17 protein-coding genes and 1 pseudogene are annotated in these 20,554 nt (G+C 48.1%); 3 read left to right on the forward strand and 15 right to left on the reverse strand.

All coding sequences use genetic code 11. The features are described from left to right. Positions 1 to 49: 49 nt before the first annotated feature. The 7 genes from NST43_RS30630 to NST43_RS30660 all read right to left on the reverse strand — a co-directional run bounded on the left by NST43_RS30630 (position 50) and on the right by NST43_RS30660 (position 7,733). Positions 50 to 1,459, reverse strand: coding sequence for a 6-phospho-beta-glucosidase (locus NST43_RS30630; RefSeq protein ID WP_339221245.1), 1,410 nt, complete (start codon positions 1,457 to 1,459; stop codon positions 50 to 52). Positions 1,460 to 1,483: 24 nt separating this feature from the next. Beyond that, entirely contained in the window at positions 1,484 to 3,388 is a 1,905-nt protein-coding gene (locus NST43_RS30635; RefSeq protein ID WP_339221247.1) for a beta-glucoside-specific PTS transporter subunit IIABC, read from the reverse strand. Positions 3,389 to 3,528: 140 nt separating this feature from the next. Further along, on the reverse strand, positions 3,529 to 4,359 hold the full coding sequence (locus NST43_RS30640) for a PRD domain-containing protein (protein WP_339221249.1): 831 nt from the start codon (positions 4,357 to 4,359) through the stop codon (positions 3,529 to 3,531). Positions 4,360 to 4,545: 186 nt separating this feature from the next. Further along, on the reverse strand, positions 4,546 to 5,223 hold the full coding sequence (locus tag NST43_RS30645) for an ABC transporter ATP-binding protein (RefSeq protein ID WP_339225562.1): 678 nt from the start codon (positions 5,221 to 5,223) through the stop codon (positions 4,546 to 4,548). A 5-nt stretch (positions 5,224 to 5,228) separates the two neighbouring features. Continuing rightward, entirely contained in the window at positions 5,229 to 6,350 is a 1,122-nt protein-coding gene (locus NST43_RS30650) for an FtsX-like permease family protein (protein ID WP_339221251.1), read from the reverse strand. A 128-nt stretch (positions 6,351 to 6,478) separates the two neighbouring features. Continuing rightward, entirely contained in the window at positions 6,479 to 7,045 is a 567-nt protein-coding gene (locus tag NST43_RS30655) for a TetR/AcrR family transcriptional regulator (protein ID WP_339221253.1), read from the reverse strand. Between the two features lie 100 nt (positions 7,046 to 7,145). Beyond that, positions 7,146 to 7,733 (reverse strand): TetR/AcrR family transcriptional regulator, encoded by a 588-nt coding sequence (locus NST43_RS30660; protein WP_339221255.1) that lies wholly within the window; start codon positions 7,731 to 7,733, stop codon positions 7,146 to 7,148. A 264-nt stretch (positions 7,734 to 7,997) separates the two neighbouring features. Between NST43_RS30660 and NST43_RS30665 the strand changes: the two genes are divergently transcribed. From NST43_RS30665 to NST43_RS30675, 3 genes are all read left to right on the forward strand, one after another. Next, positions 7,998 to 9,152, forward strand: coding sequence for an MFS transporter (locus tag NST43_RS30665; RefSeq protein ID WP_339225563.1), 1,155 nt, complete (start codon positions 7,998 to 8,000; stop codon positions 9,150 to 9,152). A gap of 117 nt (positions 9,153 to 9,269) precedes the next feature. Continuing rightward, positions 9,270 to 10,550, forward strand: a complete 1,281-nt coding sequence (locus NST43_RS30670) for an MFS transporter (RefSeq protein ID WP_339221257.1) — start codon at positions 9,270 to 9,272, stop codon at positions 10,548 to 10,550. A 124-nt stretch (positions 10,551 to 10,674) separates the two neighbouring features. After that, a complete protein-coding gene (locus NST43_RS30675) occupies positions 10,675 to 12,369 on the forward strand; it encodes an AarF/UbiB family protein (protein ID WP_339221259.1) in 1,695 nt (564 codons plus the stop codon). Positions 12,370 to 12,551: 182 nt separating this feature from the next. Here the strand turns inward: NST43_RS30675 and NST43_RS30680 are convergent, their stop codons facing one another. The 8 genes and pseudogenes from NST43_RS30680 to NST43_RS30715 form a co-directional block, all read right to left on the reverse strand. Continuing rightward, entirely contained in the window at positions 12,552 to 13,313 is a 762-nt protein-coding gene (locus tag NST43_RS30680) for a DUF3600 domain-containing protein (RefSeq protein ID WP_339221261.1), read from the reverse strand. Further along, positions 13,300 to 13,887 (reverse strand): sigma-70 family RNA polymerase sigma factor, encoded by a 588-nt coding sequence (locus NST43_RS30685; RefSeq protein WP_339221262.1) that lies wholly within the window; start codon positions 13,885 to 13,887, stop codon positions 13,300 to 13,302. Before NST43_RS30685 ends, NST43_RS30680 begins: the two co-directional genes overlap by 14 nt. Before the next feature lie 152 nt (positions 13,888 to 14,039). Then, positions 14,040 to 14,702 carry a hypothetical protein gene (locus NST43_RS30690; protein WP_339221263.1) on the reverse strand — a complete coding sequence of 221 codons (663 nt, stop codon included), beginning with the start codon at positions 14,700 to 14,702 and terminating at the stop codon, positions 14,040 to 14,042. Positions 14,703 to 14,827: 125 nt separating this feature from the next. Continuing rightward, positions 14,828 to 16,315 carry an aldehyde dehydrogenase family protein gene (locus NST43_RS30695; RefSeq protein WP_339225564.1) on the reverse strand — a complete coding sequence of 496 codons (1,488 nt, stop codon included), beginning with the start codon at positions 16,313 to 16,315 and terminating at the stop codon, positions 14,828 to 14,830. Further along, positions 16,307 to 17,389: pseudogene (locus tag NST43_RS30700) on the reverse strand (5-methyltetrahydropteroyltriglutamate--homocysteine S-methyltransferase); the annotation flags it as partial. The pseudogene NST43_RS30700 and the gene NST43_RS30695, both read right to left, overlap by 9 nt. An 84-nt stretch (positions 17,390 to 17,473) precedes the next feature. Further along, positions 17,474 to 18,805, reverse strand: coding sequence for a HAMP domain-containing sensor histidine kinase (locus NST43_RS30705; protein WP_339221265.1), 1,332 nt, complete (start codon positions 18,803 to 18,805; stop codon positions 17,474 to 17,476). Then, positions 18,780 to 19,478, reverse strand: a complete 699-nt coding sequence (locus NST43_RS30710) for a response regulator transcription factor (protein ID WP_339221266.1) — start codon at positions 19,476 to 19,478, stop codon at positions 18,780 to 18,782. Before NST43_RS30710 ends, NST43_RS30705 begins: the two co-directional genes overlap by 26 nt. A gap of 30 nt (positions 19,479 to 19,508) precedes the next feature. Further along, positions 19,509 to 20,360 (reverse strand): phosphatidylinositol-specific phospholipase C/glycerophosphodiester phosphodiesterase family protein, encoded by an 852-nt coding sequence (locus NST43_RS30715; protein WP_339221267.1) that lies wholly within the window; start codon positions 20,358 to 20,360, stop codon positions 19,509 to 19,511. Between the last annotated feature and the right edge of the window lie 194 nt (positions 20,361 to 20,554).

A 20,554-nucleotide genomic window follows, 5' to 3' on the forward strand; every position in this document is an offset into this window, starting at 1 on the left:
CACCCAAGCGGGTGCCTTTTCTTTTTCAAGCGATCTCATTTCCCTTAGACTATAGGCTCTGTCCGTTAGAAGCGATAACCTCCTTGTACCAGTCGAAGCTCTTCTTCTTGATTCTGCGCAGGGTTCCGTTCCCCTCATTATCTTTATCGACATAGATGTATCCGTAACGCTTCTTCATCTCGCCTGTAGAGGCACTTACAATATCAATCGGTCCCCAGCTCAGGAAGCCCAGCAGTTCAACGCCGTCTTCAATCGCTTTGCCCGCTTCAATCATATGGTCCCGCAGGTAGGAGATCCGGTAATCATCATGGATGCTCTGATCTTCTTCAACCGTGTCCACAGCGCCGAACCCGTTCTCGACAATGAAAAGCGGCTTCTGATACCGGTCGTAGAGCTGGTTCAGCGTGAATCTCAGGCCCGTGGGATCAATCTGCCAGCCCCACTCCGATGCTTTCAGATAAGGATTCTTGACCCCCATAGCCAGGTTGCCCGATACCATCTCCAGACCACTCGGATCAGCGCTGGCACAGCGGCTCTTGTAATAGCTGAAGCTGATATAATCAACGGTATGCTGCTTCAGCAGTTGTTCATCCTCTGCCGTCAGATCCAGCTCAACGTCATACTCCTTGAACCATCGTTTCACGTAAGTAGGGTAGTATCCTCTGGCCATAACATCCGTGAAAAAGAAGACTTGTCTGTCCATCTCCATGGCTGTGAGAATATCATCCGGATGGCAAGTATGCGGGTAATACGGCCCTGCGGCGATCATACAGCCCATCTGCGAGCCCGGAATAATCTCATGGCAGGCCTTCGCAGCCAGTGCGCTGGCTACATGCTGGTAGTGCGCCATCTGGTAGATGATCTGCTTCTTGTTCTCGCCTTCCTCAATGACCGTTCCGCCGCCGACGAAGGGAATGTGGAGCAGCACGTTGATCTCGTTGAAGGCAATCCAGTATTTCACCTTGTCCTTGTAACGCTTAAATACAGCAATCGCATATCTCTCAAAGAACTCAATCAGCTTGCGGTTTCTCCATCCGCCGTAATCCTTAACAAGTCCGAGCGGCATCTCATAATGGGATAGCGTCACAACAGGCTCAATGTTATATTTTCGCATACAATCGAATAATTGATCATAAAACTGCAAGCCAGCTTCATTGGGAGTCTCTTCGTCCCCGTTAGGGAATATTCTTGTCCAGGCAATGGAGGTACGGAGCGCCTTGAAGCCCATCTCAGCGAATAACGCGATGTCCTCCTCGTATCTGTGGTAGAAATCTATAGCCTCATGGTAAGGATTCTTCTTACCCGGATGCTCATAGGGCGGGTTAAAGATGCCGTTGGCCAGAATGTCAGCAATCGATAGCCCTTTACCGTTCTCCTGATAAGCGCCTTCCACCTGATTAGCCGCAATCGCGCCCCCCCATAAGAAGCCTTCCGGGAATTGCATGTCTGTCTGTTTCATTATCTCTTCTTCCCTTCTATTGGTTCATACATTAAGTTTCAGTAGAGTATCCTTTTCTTTCACGGTAGTCTGGCTGACAGCCGTAATGCCTGCGTAGTCGCTGGTATTAGAGATGATTACCGGAGTGATGATATCGAAGCCCTCCTGAATAATGCTCTCCCTATCGAATTCAAGAATCAGATCGCCAACATTTACCCGGTCACCTTGATTCACATGGAGCGTGAAGTGTTTGCCGCCCAGCTTGACCGTATCAATCCCGACATGAATCAGAACCTCTGCCCCGTCGTCGCTGGTAAGGAGAACAGCATGCTTCTTTTTGAAAGCCACCGACACAACACCGTGAATTGGGGATACAACACGGCCCTCACTAGGCAGAATTGCGATGCCTTTACCCATCGTCTCCTGCGAAAAGGCAGGATCGCTGACTTCGCTTAAGCTTTTAACCTCGCCTGCAATGGGAGCATAGATTTCTTCGTTTTGCAGCTTTTTGGCAGATACAGGTTCACTCTCAGACGGCTCGGGAAGGTCCGTACTGTTCTCTTCCGCTGGCGCCTCTGTAACATCCTTGAAGCCCAGAACATAAGCGACAACAGCCGCAACGACAAAGCTGACACACACTGCCAGAATCATCAATGAAAATTTATGTCCGATGTACAGCGGCAAGGACGGCAAGCCGACTTTCCCCAGCGCATAGGCTGCCACCTGGAAGATACTTAAGATGAATGCACCTGCCGCACTGCCGATCAACCCGGCAATAAACGGCTTTTTCAACTTGAGGTTCACCCCGTAAATAGCTGGTTCTGAGATGCCCATCAGCGCGCTGATCGTTGAGGCTCCGGACAAGGACTTCATGCTGCCATTCTTGGTTCTCAGGAATACGGCGAATACAGCACCGGCCTGCGCGATATTAGCAACGGTCATAATCGGCATAATGTAGTCGAAGCCGTTCTGGGCAATGGCCTGAAAGACCAGCGGAATGAGGCCGTAATGCAGTCCGGTGATGACCATCAGCGAGAATGTGGCTCCAAGCAGCGTTCCGGCGATTACACCAAAATGCTCATAGAAATACATGTAGCCATCGGCAATGGCATTACCCGCATAAATTCCTAATGGGCCAATCACGATTAATGCGATAGGTGCCACAATTAACAGGATCAGCATCGGCTCCAGGATGGTCTTCAGTACATTCGGTACAATTTTGCGGACAAAACGTTCTACATAGGACATGATCCATACGGTTGCAATAATAGGAATCACAGAGGAAGAGTAGGATACCAGCTTGACCGGCAATCCCAGGAAGTTCATCGACGTTATACCGTCGGCCATAAACTTGGCAAAGTTAGGATGGAGCAGCACGCCCCCTATCACAACAGCCAGATACGGATTGACATTGAATTTCTTGGCAGAGCTGAAGGCGAGCAGCATTGGCAGGAAATAGAATACGGCATCTGAAATAATATTCAGAATTTTGTAGAGATCCGTATTTGCTGCTGTGGCATTGAACATGACAATTACAGCCAGCAGCGCCTTGATCATCCCTGCTCCCGCTATAGCTGGAACAATGGGATTGAATATTCCCGGTAATATATCTGCAAAAAACTTGCCAACTGAAGCCTTAATCCCGAGCTTCTGCCCTTTATTGTTACCTTGTTGTTCAGCGTTCTCCTTGGCAGAGCCAGCATTGTTTTTGGCAATCTTGCTTAACTCTCCATACACCTTGGATACATCGTTGCCGATGATGACCTGAAATTGCCCGCCGTTAATGTTAACGTCCATCACTCCAGGCAGCTCCTTTAGCTTTATTCGGTCCGCCGCCCCATTATCCCGCAGATTGAAGCGGAGTCTGGTCATACAATGGGTATAATCCTGTATGTTGTCTTCCCCGCCTACTAATTTTAGTATTTCTTTCGCCAGCTTTTGTTGATCCATGGTACAGCTCACTCCTCTTCATTGATAAGAAAAATATAAGAAAAACCTAAACGGGTGAAAGAATACCCCTGAATAACATAGGGATAATCCATTACCAGTTTAGGTTTTGCCTGCTCCGCAGTAGCAACCCCAAACAAGGGTTATTTTAGATGTACGACTCTTTCAATATGAATCGTTAAATACATAACTTCTTCATTGGTCAGTGTGCAATTGTATGTTTTTCGGATATAATCTTGAATCTTCCGTCCACACAAGAAGGAATCCTTATACTGCTGCTTGACCATCTCATACAACTCACTATCGGTATTCTCAATATGTGTGCCATTTAATATTCTCCGGGCAAAGAATTTGAGATGGGTGACGAACCTGTAATACGTAAGCGACTCTTCGTCGTAATCGATTTTGAAATGATACTTCACGATATTGAGAATCTCATGCATGATCTTGGTGATTTTAACTACATTCGGGATCTCTTCATTCATATGCGCATTCACCAGATGGAGCGCAATATGAGCGGCCTCGTCTTCCGGGAACCCGATTCCCAGCTCCTCATGGATCAGTAACAGCGCTTTCTCACCAATCTCGAATTCATCCTTGTAGAATTTCTTGACCTCCCACAGCAACACATTCTTGATATGGTGTCCCTGCCTGAAGCGTTCGATGGCCGAATGGATATGGTCGGTCAGACTAACATAGATGCTGTCGTGCAGTCTCTTCCCCAGATTCATTTTGGCGAGATTAATAATACGCTCCGAAATCTCCATATGCGCAAGCGGGATCTCGGATAGAAGCGTCTTCATTTTGTCGGATATACTCTCATTATCCATGAAGACCTTCTCAATTTTATCTTCTTCAATGAGGTCGCCCGGCTTCTTTTTGAACGCAATCCCCCTGCCTATTACCACCACTTCTTTATTCTGGTCATTCACAGTAATGATGGCATTATTATTCAACACTTTTGCAATTCTCATAATAACCACCTTTATCACAAAATAAAAAAAGGCAAGACCACAAACTTCGCCATATAAATATAGCTCTGTTAATGGTATTGCCTACATACGTAGTAACAATCCGTTATCTATTTAATTATGGACCGATTATATCATGGATTTTTTAGTTCAACAAGACTTTCTTGCAACCCTTTTCATGGAAGCTCACTACTGCTCAAACAACCTCCCGTCCTCCATCCGGTACACCTTATCGCAATATTCAAGCATGCGCTCATCATGTGTGACCATAATCGCCGCTTTGCGGCGTGTTCTCACCTCTTGGGCAATCAGGGAGACCACTTCATGGGCACGCTTGGTGTCCAGGCTTGCGGTAGGTTCATCCGCCAGGATGATGCCGGGATCATTAATGAGCGCACGGGCAATCGCTGTCCGCTGCTTCTCACCGCCTGACAGCTCCTCCGGGAAGCTGTTCAGCTTCAAGCCCAGGCCCAGCTCTTCCAGCAGTTTAACGGCGAACGCTTTATCTTCTTTGCTCACCTTCCCTGACATCTTTTTTACGATGAGCAATTGGTCCAGCACACTTAGATAGGGAACCAGATTTGAAGATTGCATAATGAATCCGACTTCTTTCAGCCTTAGATCCGCCAGTTCCTGTGCTGTGAGCTTGGATATAGGATGTCCATTCAGCTTAGCCTCTCCTTCTGAAGCCTTCAGCAGTGCTCCGGCAATAGACAGGAATGTGCTTTTCCCTGAACCCGACGGTCCGACGACAGCAACGAATTCACCCGGCTCCACGGATATAGACACATGATCGAGTGCTGCGATCCGGTTGCTTCCTTCGGCATAATACTTGGTGACTTCACTCATGTGTAATCCCTTAGTCATTGTCATTACTCAGCCCTCCCAAGCGCCTTGAGCGGATCAATCTTGGTAATCTTTCGAACCGATACCAGCGAACTTAACATAGCAATAACCAGCAGGATAACAGAATACGTGACAACAAGAGTAGTCTCCAGCTTGAACGGCATACCCTTAGGCATAATGGCTGCTGTTCCATAAGTCAGTAAGACTCCGACTACAATGCTGGTCAACGATAACACAAGCACTTGCGATACAATGGCTTTGCTTAAGAATCTGTTACTGGCACCTATAGCTTTCATAATGCCGAACTGATTGGTTTTTTGCATCGTCATTACGTAAAAGAATACCCCAAGCACGAAGGCGGCGATGGCGAGCAGAAATGCCAGCATCATTAGAATAGTCCCGTTCTCTTCTTTGTACCCCGGCATTCCTTGTACTGCTGCCGACCGCGTAACGGTGTCTATATTGGCGAGCTTGCTGTTCACGACGCCCGGATCGATATCCTTGCCTTGCAGCATAATCGCATTAACTGGCCCGGAAATGCCTTTATCTGAACCCGGAGCCGCGAAGGCAATCTTCCGCCATTCGGCCATTGGAGTGAATACGGAGGCAACGTGGTTATAGGTCTGATTCTCCACAAATCCTATAATCGTCAATGATTCCGTCGTGCCGTCTAATTGAAAAGTATCCCCGACGCCATAGCCCTCGTCCTTCATGGTCGAATTCACTATCACACCCTTAGGATTCTCAGCAGATAGGCCTTGCCCTTCCACGACAGACGGTTCCAGGAAGCTTCCCGGGTTAATTCCTATAATCGCAATATCCAGCTTGTCTTCATTCTTGGTGCTGTTTGCCCTCATCGCTGTTGCCATGCTAGTTCCCATAGGTGCAGCGTCACTCACGTTAGGCAGCAGCTCCACCTCCGCCAATAATTGATCAGACAGCAGTGACTTGCTCATTGAAGACTGAGACCCTTCCTCGAAAATGACATAGTCTGCCTTCATCGTCTTAAAGGTTGACGCAGCCAACGTAGATAGACCATTCCCTAAGCCTGATAAGATAAATACGAGCCAAGCTAGGAGCACGAAAATAATGATGATCATTAAAAATCTCATTTTACTGTGCATCAATTCTTTCATAGCTAAAAACATTCTTTTTCCACTCCTTATTTATATTATCGACACATGTGTCAATTTTAACCTGCGCTACAACCGACATCCGACACATTAAATTAAACACCATATTTGACACTTGTGTCAAATTAGATTCAGGGCGGCAATCAGCTCTTGGCCCCTCCAATCCACATTTGAAACAGCAGCTTACCCCAAGCAGGAGTAGGGATATTCAGCATATTAGGCGTATCAATCAGGTTAAAAAACACACCAATAAGTACAGGAAGTGGGATATCCTGCCGCAGGTCTTTATTCTGCTGGGCGCGTTCAAATAAGCGGGATAATTGAATTTTAAGCGTCTGATGTCCTGCCTCAATATATTCGAGATCTCTCGCCGCTGCAGCAGAATTAGCTGTGTTAATCTTACTGGCATTTCCCAAAAGCTGATGTAACGCAGACTCCTCTACGTATACGAGAAGCAGCTGTTCGAGGGCATCCATGGGCTCAGCCTCATCAATGGCTAAAGCCTTGTCTAGTACCGCTGACATTACGCGCTTCATACAAGCCGCCACAATCTCTTCCTTATTCGCATAATACTGATAGATAGTGCTTCTGGCCCCTGACAGATGCTGTGAAAGCAGCTTGAGATGAAACCCGTCATATCCATGCTCAAGCACCAATTGTTTGGTCGTATCCAGCAGTTCTGTCTCTGTAAAAGACTGTTTTCTTCCCATTGCATCTCTTCCGTCCTGTCCTTGGTGATAGATATCATTAGTTTAGCATTGTTAGTGAACATTTCCCAATGGCCGCCGCGGATCACCTCCCCTCTTTTGATTAGGATAGGGCTACTAACGTAAGTATCTGTTTCACAAAGTTATCAATCACTACCCTGTCCGGACGGGATTTCAGGAACACCGTAAGTCCTATTAACGAAATGACAAGTGTCTGCGCCAGATCCTTAGCGTTAATCCCCGTATCCAGCTCCCCTGACCGCAAGCCCCGTTCAAGCGTTTCCTGGAAGATGACCGAGAGGTACATCTGATGTTCTCTGGTCAGGATCGCAAATTTCTCATCATGAGGAGCGAGCTCCACCATTGAATTAATGCAGAAGCACCCCGTGCTCGGGCTTTTCCCGTATTCTTTGGACACCACATCCTCAAAAAAGGTACGGAACGCCTCCTTAACTGAAGAATGCTTGTGCAGACTGGTGCGGACATAGGCAGCATGGGAACTAGTATATTTTCGCAGGGCAGCTTCAAATAAGCCTTTTTTATCTCCAAAGGCAGAGTATAGGCTTGGACGCTGAATGCCCATTCTTGCGGTTAAGTCGCTTAAGGAGGCCGCTTCGAACCCTTTTTCCCAAAACACATGCATAGCTGCCTCTAGCGCCTTATCCTGATCAAATTCACGTGGCCGGGCCATAAAACTCCCCTCATTTCATATCGAATGGTATATTACGATTGTATTTGGCGAAGATCCTTCTGTCAATCAGACCATTCTATATATCTTACACCCCAGTTGCCTCTTGACAGTTGATTTTGCTTGGCGTTATATTTATCAGGGATTATTTCATACCGATCAGTATTTAATTATATCCATATATCGAAGGAGGCGTTATGTTTGGCGGGCTTTGTGAACGAACCGAAATTTAATGACGTAGCAGCAGAACCAGTATTTGCATCTTCAATGTCCCGCAAGGTTGCACTTCTGTTTGCCATCACCTGCGGACTCGCCGTTGCTAACATCTATTACGCCCAGCCCTTACTGGACGCGATCTCCAGCGAATTCGGGATTACGCATTCTTCCGTCGGCATCGTGATTACAGTGACTCAGATTTGTTACGCCCTTGGACTGCTATTGCTGGTGCCGCTCGGCGATCTGCTCAATCGGCGCTGGCTGATTGCCGGACAGATGCTGGTATCCGTGCTGGCTTTGATTATAGTGGGTACTGCCCCCACCAGCATGGTGTTATTCATAGGCATCGCTACGGTAGGATTGCTGGCGGTAGTGACACAGACGCTCGTTGCTTTTGCAGCCACCTTGGCTGCCCCGGCTGAACGCGGGCGCACGGTCGGTGTGGTGACCAGCGGAATTGTCATTGGTATTCTACTGGCGCGGACATTCGCCGGCGCGTTAACGGATCTGGCCGGTTGGCGTTCGGTCTACCTTGTCTCGGCAGGACTCACGTTAATCATGGCAGGTGTATTGTTCAGGGTGCTGCCGCAATCTGAGCCCCGGAGAGAATCCTTATCCTACCCGCAGCTTCTCCGTTCGATGTTCACCCTGTTCGCACAAGAACGGCTTCTGCGAATCCGTGCTGTGTTATGCCTGCTGATATTTACCGCCTTCAGTATCTTGTGGACTTCCCTGGTGCTGCCTCTCAGCGCTCCGCCGCTATCTCTGTCACATACTGCGATTGGAGCGTTTGGTCTCGCCGGAGTTACCGGGGCGTTAGCAGCAGCGCGGGCAGGCCGTCTGGCCGATCGGGGGTTAGGTCAAAAGACCACCGGTGTGGCGCTAACTCTGCTACTCATCTCTTGGCTGCCGATCAGTTATACTCCACATTCGCTGCTCGCGCTAATCATCGGGATTATCCTTCTTGACCTGGCCGTACAAGCCGTACATGTCACCAACCAGAGCATGATCCTTAATCTGCGCCCGGAAGCCCGCAGCAGGCTTACTGCCGGTTACATGGTCTTCTATTCCATTGGCAGCGCCACCGGATCGATTGCATCTACCAGTATGTATGCATACTCGGGCTGGAATGGAGTGTCCCTGCTCGGTGCAATAGTCAGTGCTGTGGCTCTGATATTCTGGGCATTGACCCGTCATATGAAATGAACAATCTAACGACTTTATGTTCCCTCAGTAAGGTTTGTCAAAATCTGAAATTTCCATTATTGTTATCCTTATCTTACATTTGAGGTTATGGATGCAGAAATGGAGGCCCGGAATTTCTTGAGACCACGGTTGTTAACACGTTCCTTCTATTATCTATGGACGACCCAGACAGCCGCGAATGCCGCCGATGTCTTGTATATTATGGCGCTGACCGTGCTGGTGCTGGACCGGACCGATTCCCTTGTATCGGCGGCGCTGATGCCGCTGATGCGCAGCGCCGCCCAGATGGTGAGCGGCTTCATCGCCCCGCTGCTTATCAACCGGTTCAAGCTGCCCTCACTGCTGCTGATCTCCCAGACAGGCCAGTTCCTGCTGTTTGTGGTGCTGGCTCTGTACCTGCAGCTTAACGGTGCTGCTGCTTCACTCACCCTGGTCTTTGCCCTGGTATTTGTCATGTCCTTCCTGGACGGCTGGACCGTTCCGGCCCGTAATGCGCTGGTGCCGCGGCTCGTAACGCGGGAGGAAGGGCTGCTGCAAGCCAACGGTCTGATCAGCGTCAGCGATCAGGTCGTGCAGTTTGCGGGCTGGGGACTGAGCGGCCTATTGGTCGCATTCCTTGGGCCCAGCCCGGCGCTGCTGCTGACAGCGGCCATCTACGGGCTGGCAGCCGCTTTCACGCTTGGCGTCAGAGAGCCAGCAGAAGCAATGGCTCAGATGCAGGGACAGCCGGCAGACTCGGAACCGGAACCTTCTTCTTCGAAATGGAAGACCTTGACCGAAGGCTGGCAAGTCATCTGGCGTATGCCCCGCCTGCGGATGCTGACCTTCATGGACATCATCGACATGCTTGGAGGCTCGGTCTGGGTCGGTGCGTTCACGCTGGCCTTCGTCCAGGTGGCGCTGAAGCAAGGCGAAGAATGGTGGGGCTTCATTAACGCAGCCTATTTCGCAGGAACGGTCGGCGGCGGGCTGCTGGTCCTGTCGGCAGTGCATCTCATCGGCAACCGTTATCTGGGGGCGATGCTCATCGGTATGGCAGGCTATGGCCTGCTCACCATGGTGTATGCTCTGACTACCCAGCCGTATATAGCACTGGTCCTTGTCCTGCTGATGGGACCGTTCGCGGAGCTGGCGGTGATTAACCGGCGCACCCTGATCCAGCGCAGCACCAGCAGGCAGATGCTGCCCAAGGTGCTGTCAGCGCAAGCTTCGCTGCTGCATCTGGTGTTCTGCATCTCGCTGCTTGTCATGGCGGGACTAGCCGAACGGTTCGGGATCGTGAACCTGTATCTGCTGGCGGCGGTTCTGACATCGCTGGCTTTGGTGGTCGGCTTGCTCGGCCGCCGGGCATTCCGGGACGAACCTGAGTCATCAGCACCTAGCCGTCCAAGCCTGTAATTGTATATCTGTCTGGTATGAAATATCATACAATTAGGCACATGGATGATTAGAAGGAGAGATTTGGGATGCAGCATAATGGACCTCTGGTAGATGAGCAAGAATGAGCGAATTCCTGAAATTAATGAAGGACGTACGGTTCCGAAGAACCATGCGGATGATTTTCAAGTTCGCCTGGGATTTCTGGTGGCTGGGCAAGCTGAAGTACTTGATGTCACGGCGGCGCTTTGCAGCGAAGCAACGGGCCTTATACCGCAAGCAAGCGGCTTATTTCACGACAACCGCCATGGATATGGGCGGGCTAATTATCAAGCTTGGGCAGCATGTGAGTGCGCAGGTGGATATGTTGCCGAAGGAAGTTATCGATGAATTGTCCAAGCTGCAGGATTCTGTAGAATTCGTAGATTTCTCCGAGATCCAGCAGAAGGTAGAGCGTGAACTCGGAGCATCTATAAGCGAGAAGTTTGCTGAGTTCAGCGCGACTCCTATTGCAGCAGCTTCCTTCGGACAGGTCCACCGGGCCACCTTGCGGACAGGTGAGCAAGTCGCCGTGAAGGTGATGCGTCCCGGGGTCGAAGATATTATCGCGATTGACTGGAAGTCCATCCAGGTCGCCATTTCGTTATTGAAACGCCAGAAAATGATTACAGACTTCATGGACCTTGATGCCGTGTATGATGAGTTTCATGACACCATTATGGAGGAGCTCGACTATCAGCAAGAAGGGCGTAATGCCGAAGAATTCAAGCAGCAGTTAGCCCACCGGAAGGATGTCGTGATTCCACACATTCATTGGTCCTGTACTACATCGCAGGTGCTGACCATGGAGTTTATGGAGGGTGTCAAAATCAATGATTCCGCCACGCTTGAGGCCTGGGGTGTTGACCGGACCCAACTGGCGACGTCGCTGATCGAAATGTTCGTGGAACAGATTCTATTGAACGGGCTGTTTCACGCCGACCCGCACCCGGGCAATGTTCTCGTGCAGCCTGACGGCACCATTGCCTTAATCGATTTTGGAATGGTCGGGCGGATTCCCGGGGATATGAAGACCCAGATGGTCGCCCTTCTGCTGGCCGTATATCTGAAAGACGCCCACGGCGCCATCGATGCCCTGAACCGCTTGAGATTTTTAAGACGCAATGTAGATCTGGAGGTCTTCTCCAGGAATCTTACGTTATTATTCGAACAAATCAACGGGGATACGTTCGACCTGAGTTTTGTGACGTCAGGCGACAATGTGGAGGAATTACGCAATTTCCTCTACTCCCAGCCTTTTCAGTTACCTGCCAATACCACATTCCTGGGCAAAGCCATAGGCACCGTGTACGGCCTCTGTACCGGACTGGACCCTGAGCTTGATCTGGTCGGGACGGTTAAGCCTTATGTGGAACAGGTGGTGCGGAGGGATCTGCGGGGAAGTGTCATCTCCAAAGTTGTAGCGGATGGCAAGGATATGCTCAAAGACATCCTTCCGACGACCAAGAAGTTCATGTCTGCAATCGATAAAATGGATAGCGGAGGCTTAAGGGTCAAGCTGGCGAGTTCCCTCGAGCAAAAATTAATCGAGACGCAGAATAAAAATACACAGCGGTTGATTGCCACCATCATTGGCGCAGTATTACTTCTGGCCGGGGTCAACCTGTGGAATGAAGTGAATCCCATCGTCTCTTATGTACTCGGCACTCTGGGGCTGCTCATTATGCTGAGCCAGCTTAGGGCGAGAGGAGGCCGCCGGGATGAAAGACATGCCAGACAAATAAACACTATGCGTGAACGCAGCCGCTTGGAGAAGCCGAAATCTAACTCGAATAGATAACAATGCGCACTTTACTTATGCTATAGAACAACGCACAAGCCCATGGCTTGTGCGTTGTTCTATAATTATGGAGCGAACCCAACCATTTCCCGGTGGCGAATCCCACGGTTTTGCTTCCAATTCCTGAGCAATACGCTGGCCTAGACGCTGAGTAACTCCAAGTCATACAGAAAAGGTAAGGTTTAAGAGCTTTTTTTAACCATTAGGTCCAGCTTATTAACATAAGGGGTGAGCGCCTCCAATAACTTCTCTTGATCCTGTATTTCTTCTGCCGACAGCCGATCCATATGAACACTTCCGTCTGGATCAGTTACCTTGGCATCATAGCTTTTCAACTGATTTATTATGGGTTCAAGCTCCCTATACTCCTGTTCAGTAAGCCTCTGTTCAGCCTTCTCAAGCAAGCTATCCCAGAAAGCGCCACGATCTGCGCCAGATACCTTTGCCTGGGATTTATCCGTTTCGTTCATTTTCTTAAAATACGGTTCAAGCTCCACCAGTAATTTCTTGTAAGCCTTCTGTTCATCTGCATCAAGCTGTTCTATGTGAAAAGCTCCCTGGGAATCTGCCGCCAACTGATTGTACTCGCCTAATTCCTTCAATAAGGACATAACCGTGGCAGCTTCTTCCTCGCTAAAATTATGCTTCAACCTCTGCAGCTTGGCCTCTAACTCCTCATATTTCTGCGGGGTTAGGCCAATCACAGCCGCTGCTTCTTTCGAACCATACATACTATCCGCCAGATAATGATATCCGGCAAACGCTCCAGTAGGAATTAATAAAGTAGCTGCCAAAACGCCTGCTACGATCCACTTCTTTTTCATTCGTCTTCCCCCTTGTCCGGTTACGGTCTGATTTAGTATTCTCTCCTTCAGTTCCGGTGGGGCATTTAAATTTCCGGCCTCTTCCTGCAGAACTGTTCGCAGCTTTTCATTGAAATTCATGCAGATCCTCCACCTTTCCCTTTAAAAGAGTCTGATTCTCTGGCTTCTGACGAAGCTTGCGCAGTGCAGCATGAATACGGGATTTCACGGTACCCAGAGGGATCTCAAGGATCGCGGCACTTTCTTCCTGTGATAATTCATTTAAATAATGCAGAATAATCACCTGCTTCAGCTTATATGGAAGACTTTCTACGCTTGTAAGCAAGGAATGGTTAGAGATCTTGTCGACAACCTTACTTGTGAATTCAGGCTCCACCACCAAATTGACCTGCTCTGCCTTCTTAAGAATTCGGAGATGCGTCCATCTCTTTCTCCGGTAGGCATGAATTTGTCGCACTGCTATTCCCATAAGCCAGGGTCTAAAGGGACGACTGATGTCAAAGTGTTCAAGAGATCTGCGCATTTGAATATAAATCTCCTGAACGATATCGTCCACCTCAGATGTTTCGCGAACGAGGAAATGAACGGTTTGATATACATCCCTGATCGTAGCTTCATATAGCTCACTAAATGCTTCACGACTGCCGGCTAGCGTAAGCGTAATGAGCTGAGAATATTCTTTTGGATGCTCCATTCATCACCCCTCCCTTCGGTCTTACACTATATATTGGGGAATAAAGAATATTTCGTTCGATTTTTCTTCGGAAAAATACGGAATAAACCGATCAAAGTCCACTAAGGATTTTGATCGGTTTATTGTTGTCTGCCTAACATTCACATTCCCCGTTAGTTGAGCAACAAGCTCTCGAAATGTATTATCAGTGAATCCAACGGATTCCCGATTTTCACATTTAATTCTTGCTCAACTTTAACGGCTGATTCCACCATAGATAATTGTGCAACAGAAATTTTCTTGTTTTTTTCTGATGCGAGTATCCCCTTTATGTACTTTGATAATTCTTCAACATATTGCTCATTTTTACCTTGCATGATTAGCTCAAATGTATTCTCTATGACACGTGCCTCAATATGAATTGGCTTATCCTGTATAGAAGCAAATTCATTAAGCCTTCTCATTGTCCCTTCGACGGTTGCTGGATTAGTGAATAATAGAACCTGTGGTTCTGTAATACTGCAGACCGAACTAAAGAAAGGCTCATCAATTTTTATTATAGGAATAGATGTATGAAGCCGGTCTTCTTCAAGAAGAGCAATATAATTAGTGCATGTGATAAGAATAGCCTCAACATTTGCTTGTGCTATCCATTCTATTTGTTCGATGACTTTATTTTTGGCTTGTCCTTCATCGAAATTGTTATCTGATGTAATTCTACTCATCAAACCAGGATCCACAAAATGAACCAATTCCAACTCATCAGAGGTAAGAGCGTTTTGAATATACTGGATATTTGAATAGTGGGCGTGTAAACAAGCAATCTTTTTCTTCATGATTTTATCTCCTTAAACCCGTACTTTGAGCAGTCCCGCTCCTTAATGATATCATGTTTCTCCAAAAAACTGCCCGTTTTCGATACCCTCTCATTCCAATGGCTTCCAGCTTTATTTCCACCGGTTTACTCTGGGATATAAGGAAGATCCAGTGTCTTCGGAACGTTGATCACATGCTGCTCTGTATAAGTGCGGATGCCCTCTGCGCCGTATTCACGGCCGATACCGGACTGCTTGAAGCCGCCGAACGGGAACCGGACATCGAGCCCCTGCACAGCAGCCGTGTTGATCATGGTCGTTCCCGCTTCGAGCTGACGTGCGACCAAGATGGCCTCCTCTTCTTGCCCCCACACCGAGCTCGTCAATCCATAGATGCTCTCATTGTGCAGATGAATCACCTGCTCCACATCGTCAAAGGGCAGAATCGGAACGGTAGGACCGAACTGCTCCTCCACCACAATAGGATCATGGTAATCGCAGTCCAGAACAAGCGTAGGCTGCAGGTAATACCCTTGTTCAAACCGCTGCTGATCCAGAATTTGGCCGAGAGGAATGACCTTAGCCCCACGCTGGCGCGCATCTTCAATCAGACCCTGCACGTAATTCTTCTGCTTCAGGTTATTCACCGGACCTACTGTCGTATTGGCATCAAAGGGATCACCGATGCGAATCCAGCGGTTAGCCGCCTCGATATATTTTTCAACAAAAGCATCATAGATAGAACGGTGTACGTATACACGCTTGGCAATCATACAAATCTGGCCTGTCGTCAGGAAGTTAGAAATAACAATCCGGCGCATCGCCCGCTCATCTTGAACATCAAAGCTATCCAGGAAGATCGCCGCATCATTACCGCCCAGCTCCAGCGTCATATCCTTAATCGTATCCGAAGCTGCTTTGATGATGTGCTTGGCAGTTGCGGTTCCGCCTGTGAAGGCGATTTTGGCGACAAGAGGATTACTAGTCAGTTCAACACCCACATCGGCATCCCCATGAACGACATTGATGACACCCGCCGGGAACTCACCTGCGATCAGCTCTGCCACCTTCGCCGCCGCCAGTGGCGCAAATGGACTCGGTTTGAGCACAATCGTATTGCCTGCAAGTAAGGCAGGAGCGATTTTAATCGTAGATAACGCAATCGGATAGTTCCATGGACTGATCGCTGCCACCACACCCATTGGATCATAGGACAGGATGGTTTTACCATGGTCATGCTCCTGAACCTCTTCCTGTAGAACGGATGCAGCTTCATTACAAGCGAACTCCATCCACATTAACGAGACATAAATCTCACCATGGGCATCATATAGGGGCTTGCCATGCTCTCTGGACAGCAGATGGACAATTTCATTCTCCGCTGCTCTAATCTTCTCTATTGCCTTACGCATCCGGGTAATACGTTCATCAATCGAGGTCTTCTTCCATATATTAAAAGCTTCTGCCGCCGCTTCAATCGCTTCCACCGCTTGTTCCTTCGTAGTGACAGGGAAATAGCCTACGATTTCCGCCGGGCCCGCCGGATTCTCTTTGGCTGACTGCGAACGGGAGGGTACATGGTGACCATTAATGAAGGCCTCCACAATAACGGTCTCTTGGTCTGCCTTCCACACTTCTTCGGCAATTTCCTTCACATAACGAAGCTTACGCCACTGTTGTTCTTCCGTTAGAATATTGCCTTCCTCTGTAGAGGAGAACCCGCATTGCGGGCTCAAGCACAGCTGCTCAAGGGGCACATAGGTTGCTGCTTCGGCAATCCGGGTTTTAATATACTCTTTATCTTCTAGTTCGCCTGTTTTGGATGTGAGCAGACCCAGCACGATTTTCAAATCCGGCCGGTTCACATATTTCAAAGGCTCGAAGCTGCCTGAACGCTCATCGTCAAATTCCAGGAATAAGCCATCTACGTCTAAGCCTCCAAATATGACCTCAGAAGCGTAATCATAACCGCCGCTTGAGAAGTAGTTGGATTTATAGTTCCCCCGGCAAATGTGCATAGTCACAACTAAGTCTGCCGGTTTATGAGCCAAGGTTTCGTTAATCATGCGCTGCATGATCTTGAGCTCTTCCGCCGGTTCCAGACCCTTTGCCCGCAACTTATCGTGACCCGCTTCTGAGAAAAGGTCTGCCCATGCTGTATCATCCAGTTGCAGGTACCGGCATCCGGCATCATAGAACGCTTGAATGGCTTTTTGGTACGCCGCAATCGTATCCTGAAGGAATTGCTCCCGGTCGTTATAACTATTGGCCCCAGGCTCCAGCCGGTAGATCAGCATGTTGGGACTTGGAATGGTTTGCTTCGCTACGGCGTCACCTGCATGCTTTAGCAAAAACTCAAAATGCCCGATAAAGGGATGGCTGGAGAAGTCTACTTTACCCACCACACGAATGCCACCCTTACGGGTCTGCATATTATGGAACTTGGGCCCGTCGATCTCCTCATACAGCTCTACGCCGTCTAGGCCGCCCAGAAAGTCAAAATGCCACCAGCTTCTGCGGAATTCCCCATCCGTTACTGCGAATACGCCATTCTCCTTCTGCTGCTCAATAATCCGGATAATCTCTTGATCTTCCACCGCTCTTAATGCTTCATATGTGATGTTGCCAGCTTTATATTGTTCACGCGTCTGGCTTAAGTTCGCAGGACGCAGGAAGCTGCCTACATGATCATTGCGAAAGGGTATCATCGCTACATCTCCTTACAACTTTTTAGTGTACTGAGTATAGCATGAGGGCAAGAAATGCAGGTTATATGTAAAAAGCATGATTGGTCATAGCTTTTCGCGATAACTGAAGCGTTGCTTGGGTAAATGCAGAATAACGTTAAATTGATCGCCGTGAATCTCAACTTTGATCTCCCCGCCATGCAGCTCAACGATGCTTTTTACAATGGCCAGTCCTAGTCCGGAGCCCTCCGTCTGGCGGGATACATCCGCTCTTTTGAAGCGTTCGAATAGCTCTTCCGCAGCAAAATCAATCTCATACGCAGAGGTGTTTTGAATTTTGAATACTACCTGATCTTCCGTTTCGTCCAAATAAATATAGATTCTGGTTCCTGGAAGCGAATACTTCTGCGCGTTGCCAATTAAATTCTCGAATATACGCCACATTTTATTGCCGTCCAAATACGCATGAATGGGGAAGTTCGCGATTCTCTCCCGGATCACGAGCGACGCTTGTCCCATATTGGTATTGGACTCAGCAATCGACTGCGTCAACAAGGTTGCCACATCGACGTACGCTATATCCAGCTCTACGGTGCCGCTGGCCATCTTTGAAACTTCGAACAGGTCTTCAATCAACAGCTTCAGCCGCAGCGCCTTGCGGTCCAGGGTGTCAATATAGGATCGGGCGGTCTCCGTAGGATACGCTTCTTTTTTTAATAAATCGACAAAGTTGATAATGGAAGTAAGGGGGGTCTTCAAATCATGCGATACGTTGGTAATCAGCTCTGTTTTTAACCGTTCGCTCTTCATTTGATTCTCCAGCGCGCTTTGATACCCTACTTTCATATTGTTAATGTAATCAGCAAGCTGGGATAGAGCATCCTTGCCGGTATCCTGAATCGCATTCTGAATATTCCCTTCGGAAATTTCTTTGCTGCCGTTGAGAATGGCGACGAAACGTCTGAGCTTGACAAGGATATATGGAACCACGACCAGTACATAGAGCAGTTCATACAGTATGAACCAGCTCAGTTGGTAACTGCTGTAATAGGTGGCAGCTAACCAAGCACAAATGCCGGCTATCGCAGTTAATAAAAACAAGATCATAAGGACAAGTGTTATTCTCCAGTTTTGCAGACTGTTTCTGATACCGGTTCTCCACATATGGAAGTAATCTATCAGCACACTGCCGTGCCATAAGGAGCGCTCATTCGGAGGCGCATTGAAATAAAGAAATAATCTGCCTGACAAGATGCCGAGGATAATAACGGCAAGCAGTTTCTGGACGAAGCTCAGAATTGAAAAATCCAGATTCAGCCCAAACGCGTATGAGTACTCTATCACCGCAAAGCTCCATAAGATAACGGCGACAATGAAGACAATAAGGTCAACCAGGAAACGCCGGTCTACTTTACTTTTTCTCAATTTTGTATCCAATTCCCCATACCACCTTTAAATATTTCGGGTCTTTGGGATTGATTTCGATTTTCTCCCGAATATTTCGAACATGTACGGCAACCGTATTCTCTGAAGCAAAGATGGGTTCATTCCATACGAGCTCATAAATCTCTTCGATCGAGAACACTCTGCCCTTGTTTTCCATCAGCAGCTCCAAAATTTTATATTCCTTCGCGGTCAGTCTGACATCCTCTCCATCTACCTCAACAGTCTTCGAGCTTTTGTTTAGCACGAGTCCTCTTACTTGAATGATCTCTTCCCTGTCTGACTGGAAGGAACCTAAGTTTGTAAACCGGCGCAGTTGAGATCGGACTCTAGCAACCAGCTCGAGAGGATTGAAGGGCTTCGTTATATAATCATCGGCTCCAACGTTGAGGCCCAGAATCTTATCGGCATCCTCCGACTTGGCAGAAAGCATAATGATCGGTATATTTTTATTTTCACGGATTTTAAATGTCGTCTTGATTCCATCAAGCTGCGGCATCATGATATCCATTAGAATGAGATGAATGGTTTCCCGTTCAAGGATTTCCAGGGCCGCAAGGCCGTTAGAAGCCGTAAATATATCTACATCATCGCTTTTCAAGTAAATCACGAGTGCCTCGCGAATCTCCGGTTCATCGTCCACAACAAGAATATTATGTTTAGCCATTAGTTGTCGTCACCTTCATTAAGATATTAATCATACTTCCCGATCCGTATAAAATCCATGCACCCCGAAGCTATATAATAACTGCTTAACCCGACTGCTGTTGACGGTGTGAACATAGCTTTTTACCCCGAGCTTATTTAGGGCTGGAACCAGGTTGGGGTTCATAATCACGCGATAGAGCGGCATAGCGACCGCAGTAATCTCTTTGTCCCTAGCAAACTCTACAATACTCTCAGCGGATGCGCCAGTTTTGTACAGTGAATACATTTTGTTAGGAAAAGGGTAGATGTCCATTACCATGTGGTACATTTCCGGGCTGAAGATCTCCGGTATCATCCGCTGGAGCAGCTCGGGATCAGTATTGCGCGCCTCATTAACCAGTTTCGTAAACTGCTCCCGAATTTGCGCTTGGCTGCCTGCCTTCGTATCTAAGATTAAGTCAAAATCACGATATTGCTGCATCAGCTGCAGGATATCCGGTAGGGTAAGAGGCTGGAATCTGCCCATAATAAGCGAGTTCTCAAACTGAAGCTTTGTTACAGTTCTTCCGCCATGAGCGGCCAAATCCGGCTGTAGCTTGTCCGACCAACCATGTCTGGCTACAAGCTCCCCGTCCGTCGTCTGCACAAGATCAACCTCGAACAGACGGTATCCTTTATTGTAATTGCTTATGAATGCTTCATAAGAATTTGTGTAGCTGGCGCCTTCGACTTCACCAAGTGCATGTGCAATAAGCCTATTGTCCTCCCACCCGCTGGTGCCAGGTGTAGACGAGATCCCCTGTGTCTGACCTGACCATACAAGCCCCCAACTACACCAGACCAGTCCAGCCGAAATGACGATTAATAAGCTTAACATAAGCGTTTTCTTCATTCTCTTCATTCATTTCACTCCTTTGTTATCCCGATAGAAGTCATATTACAGGACCCAAATGAAGAAGAGCTGGTAAAAAAACGAATGAATTTATGAAGTTTGTATACATTTCAGGCTTAAAAATGAATGGTCTTAGAAACATTAAAACTCATTTTTTAACTCCACTTTCCATGCGTAATTCTGAGAAACAAAAAAAGGAAGGT

It is taken from the genome of Paenibacillus sp. FSL H8-0332, assembly GCF_037963835.1.
Classification (GTDB): domain Bacteria; phylum Bacillota; class Bacilli; order Paenibacillales; family Paenibacillaceae; genus Paenibacillus_AQ; species Paenibacillus_AQ rhizoplanae.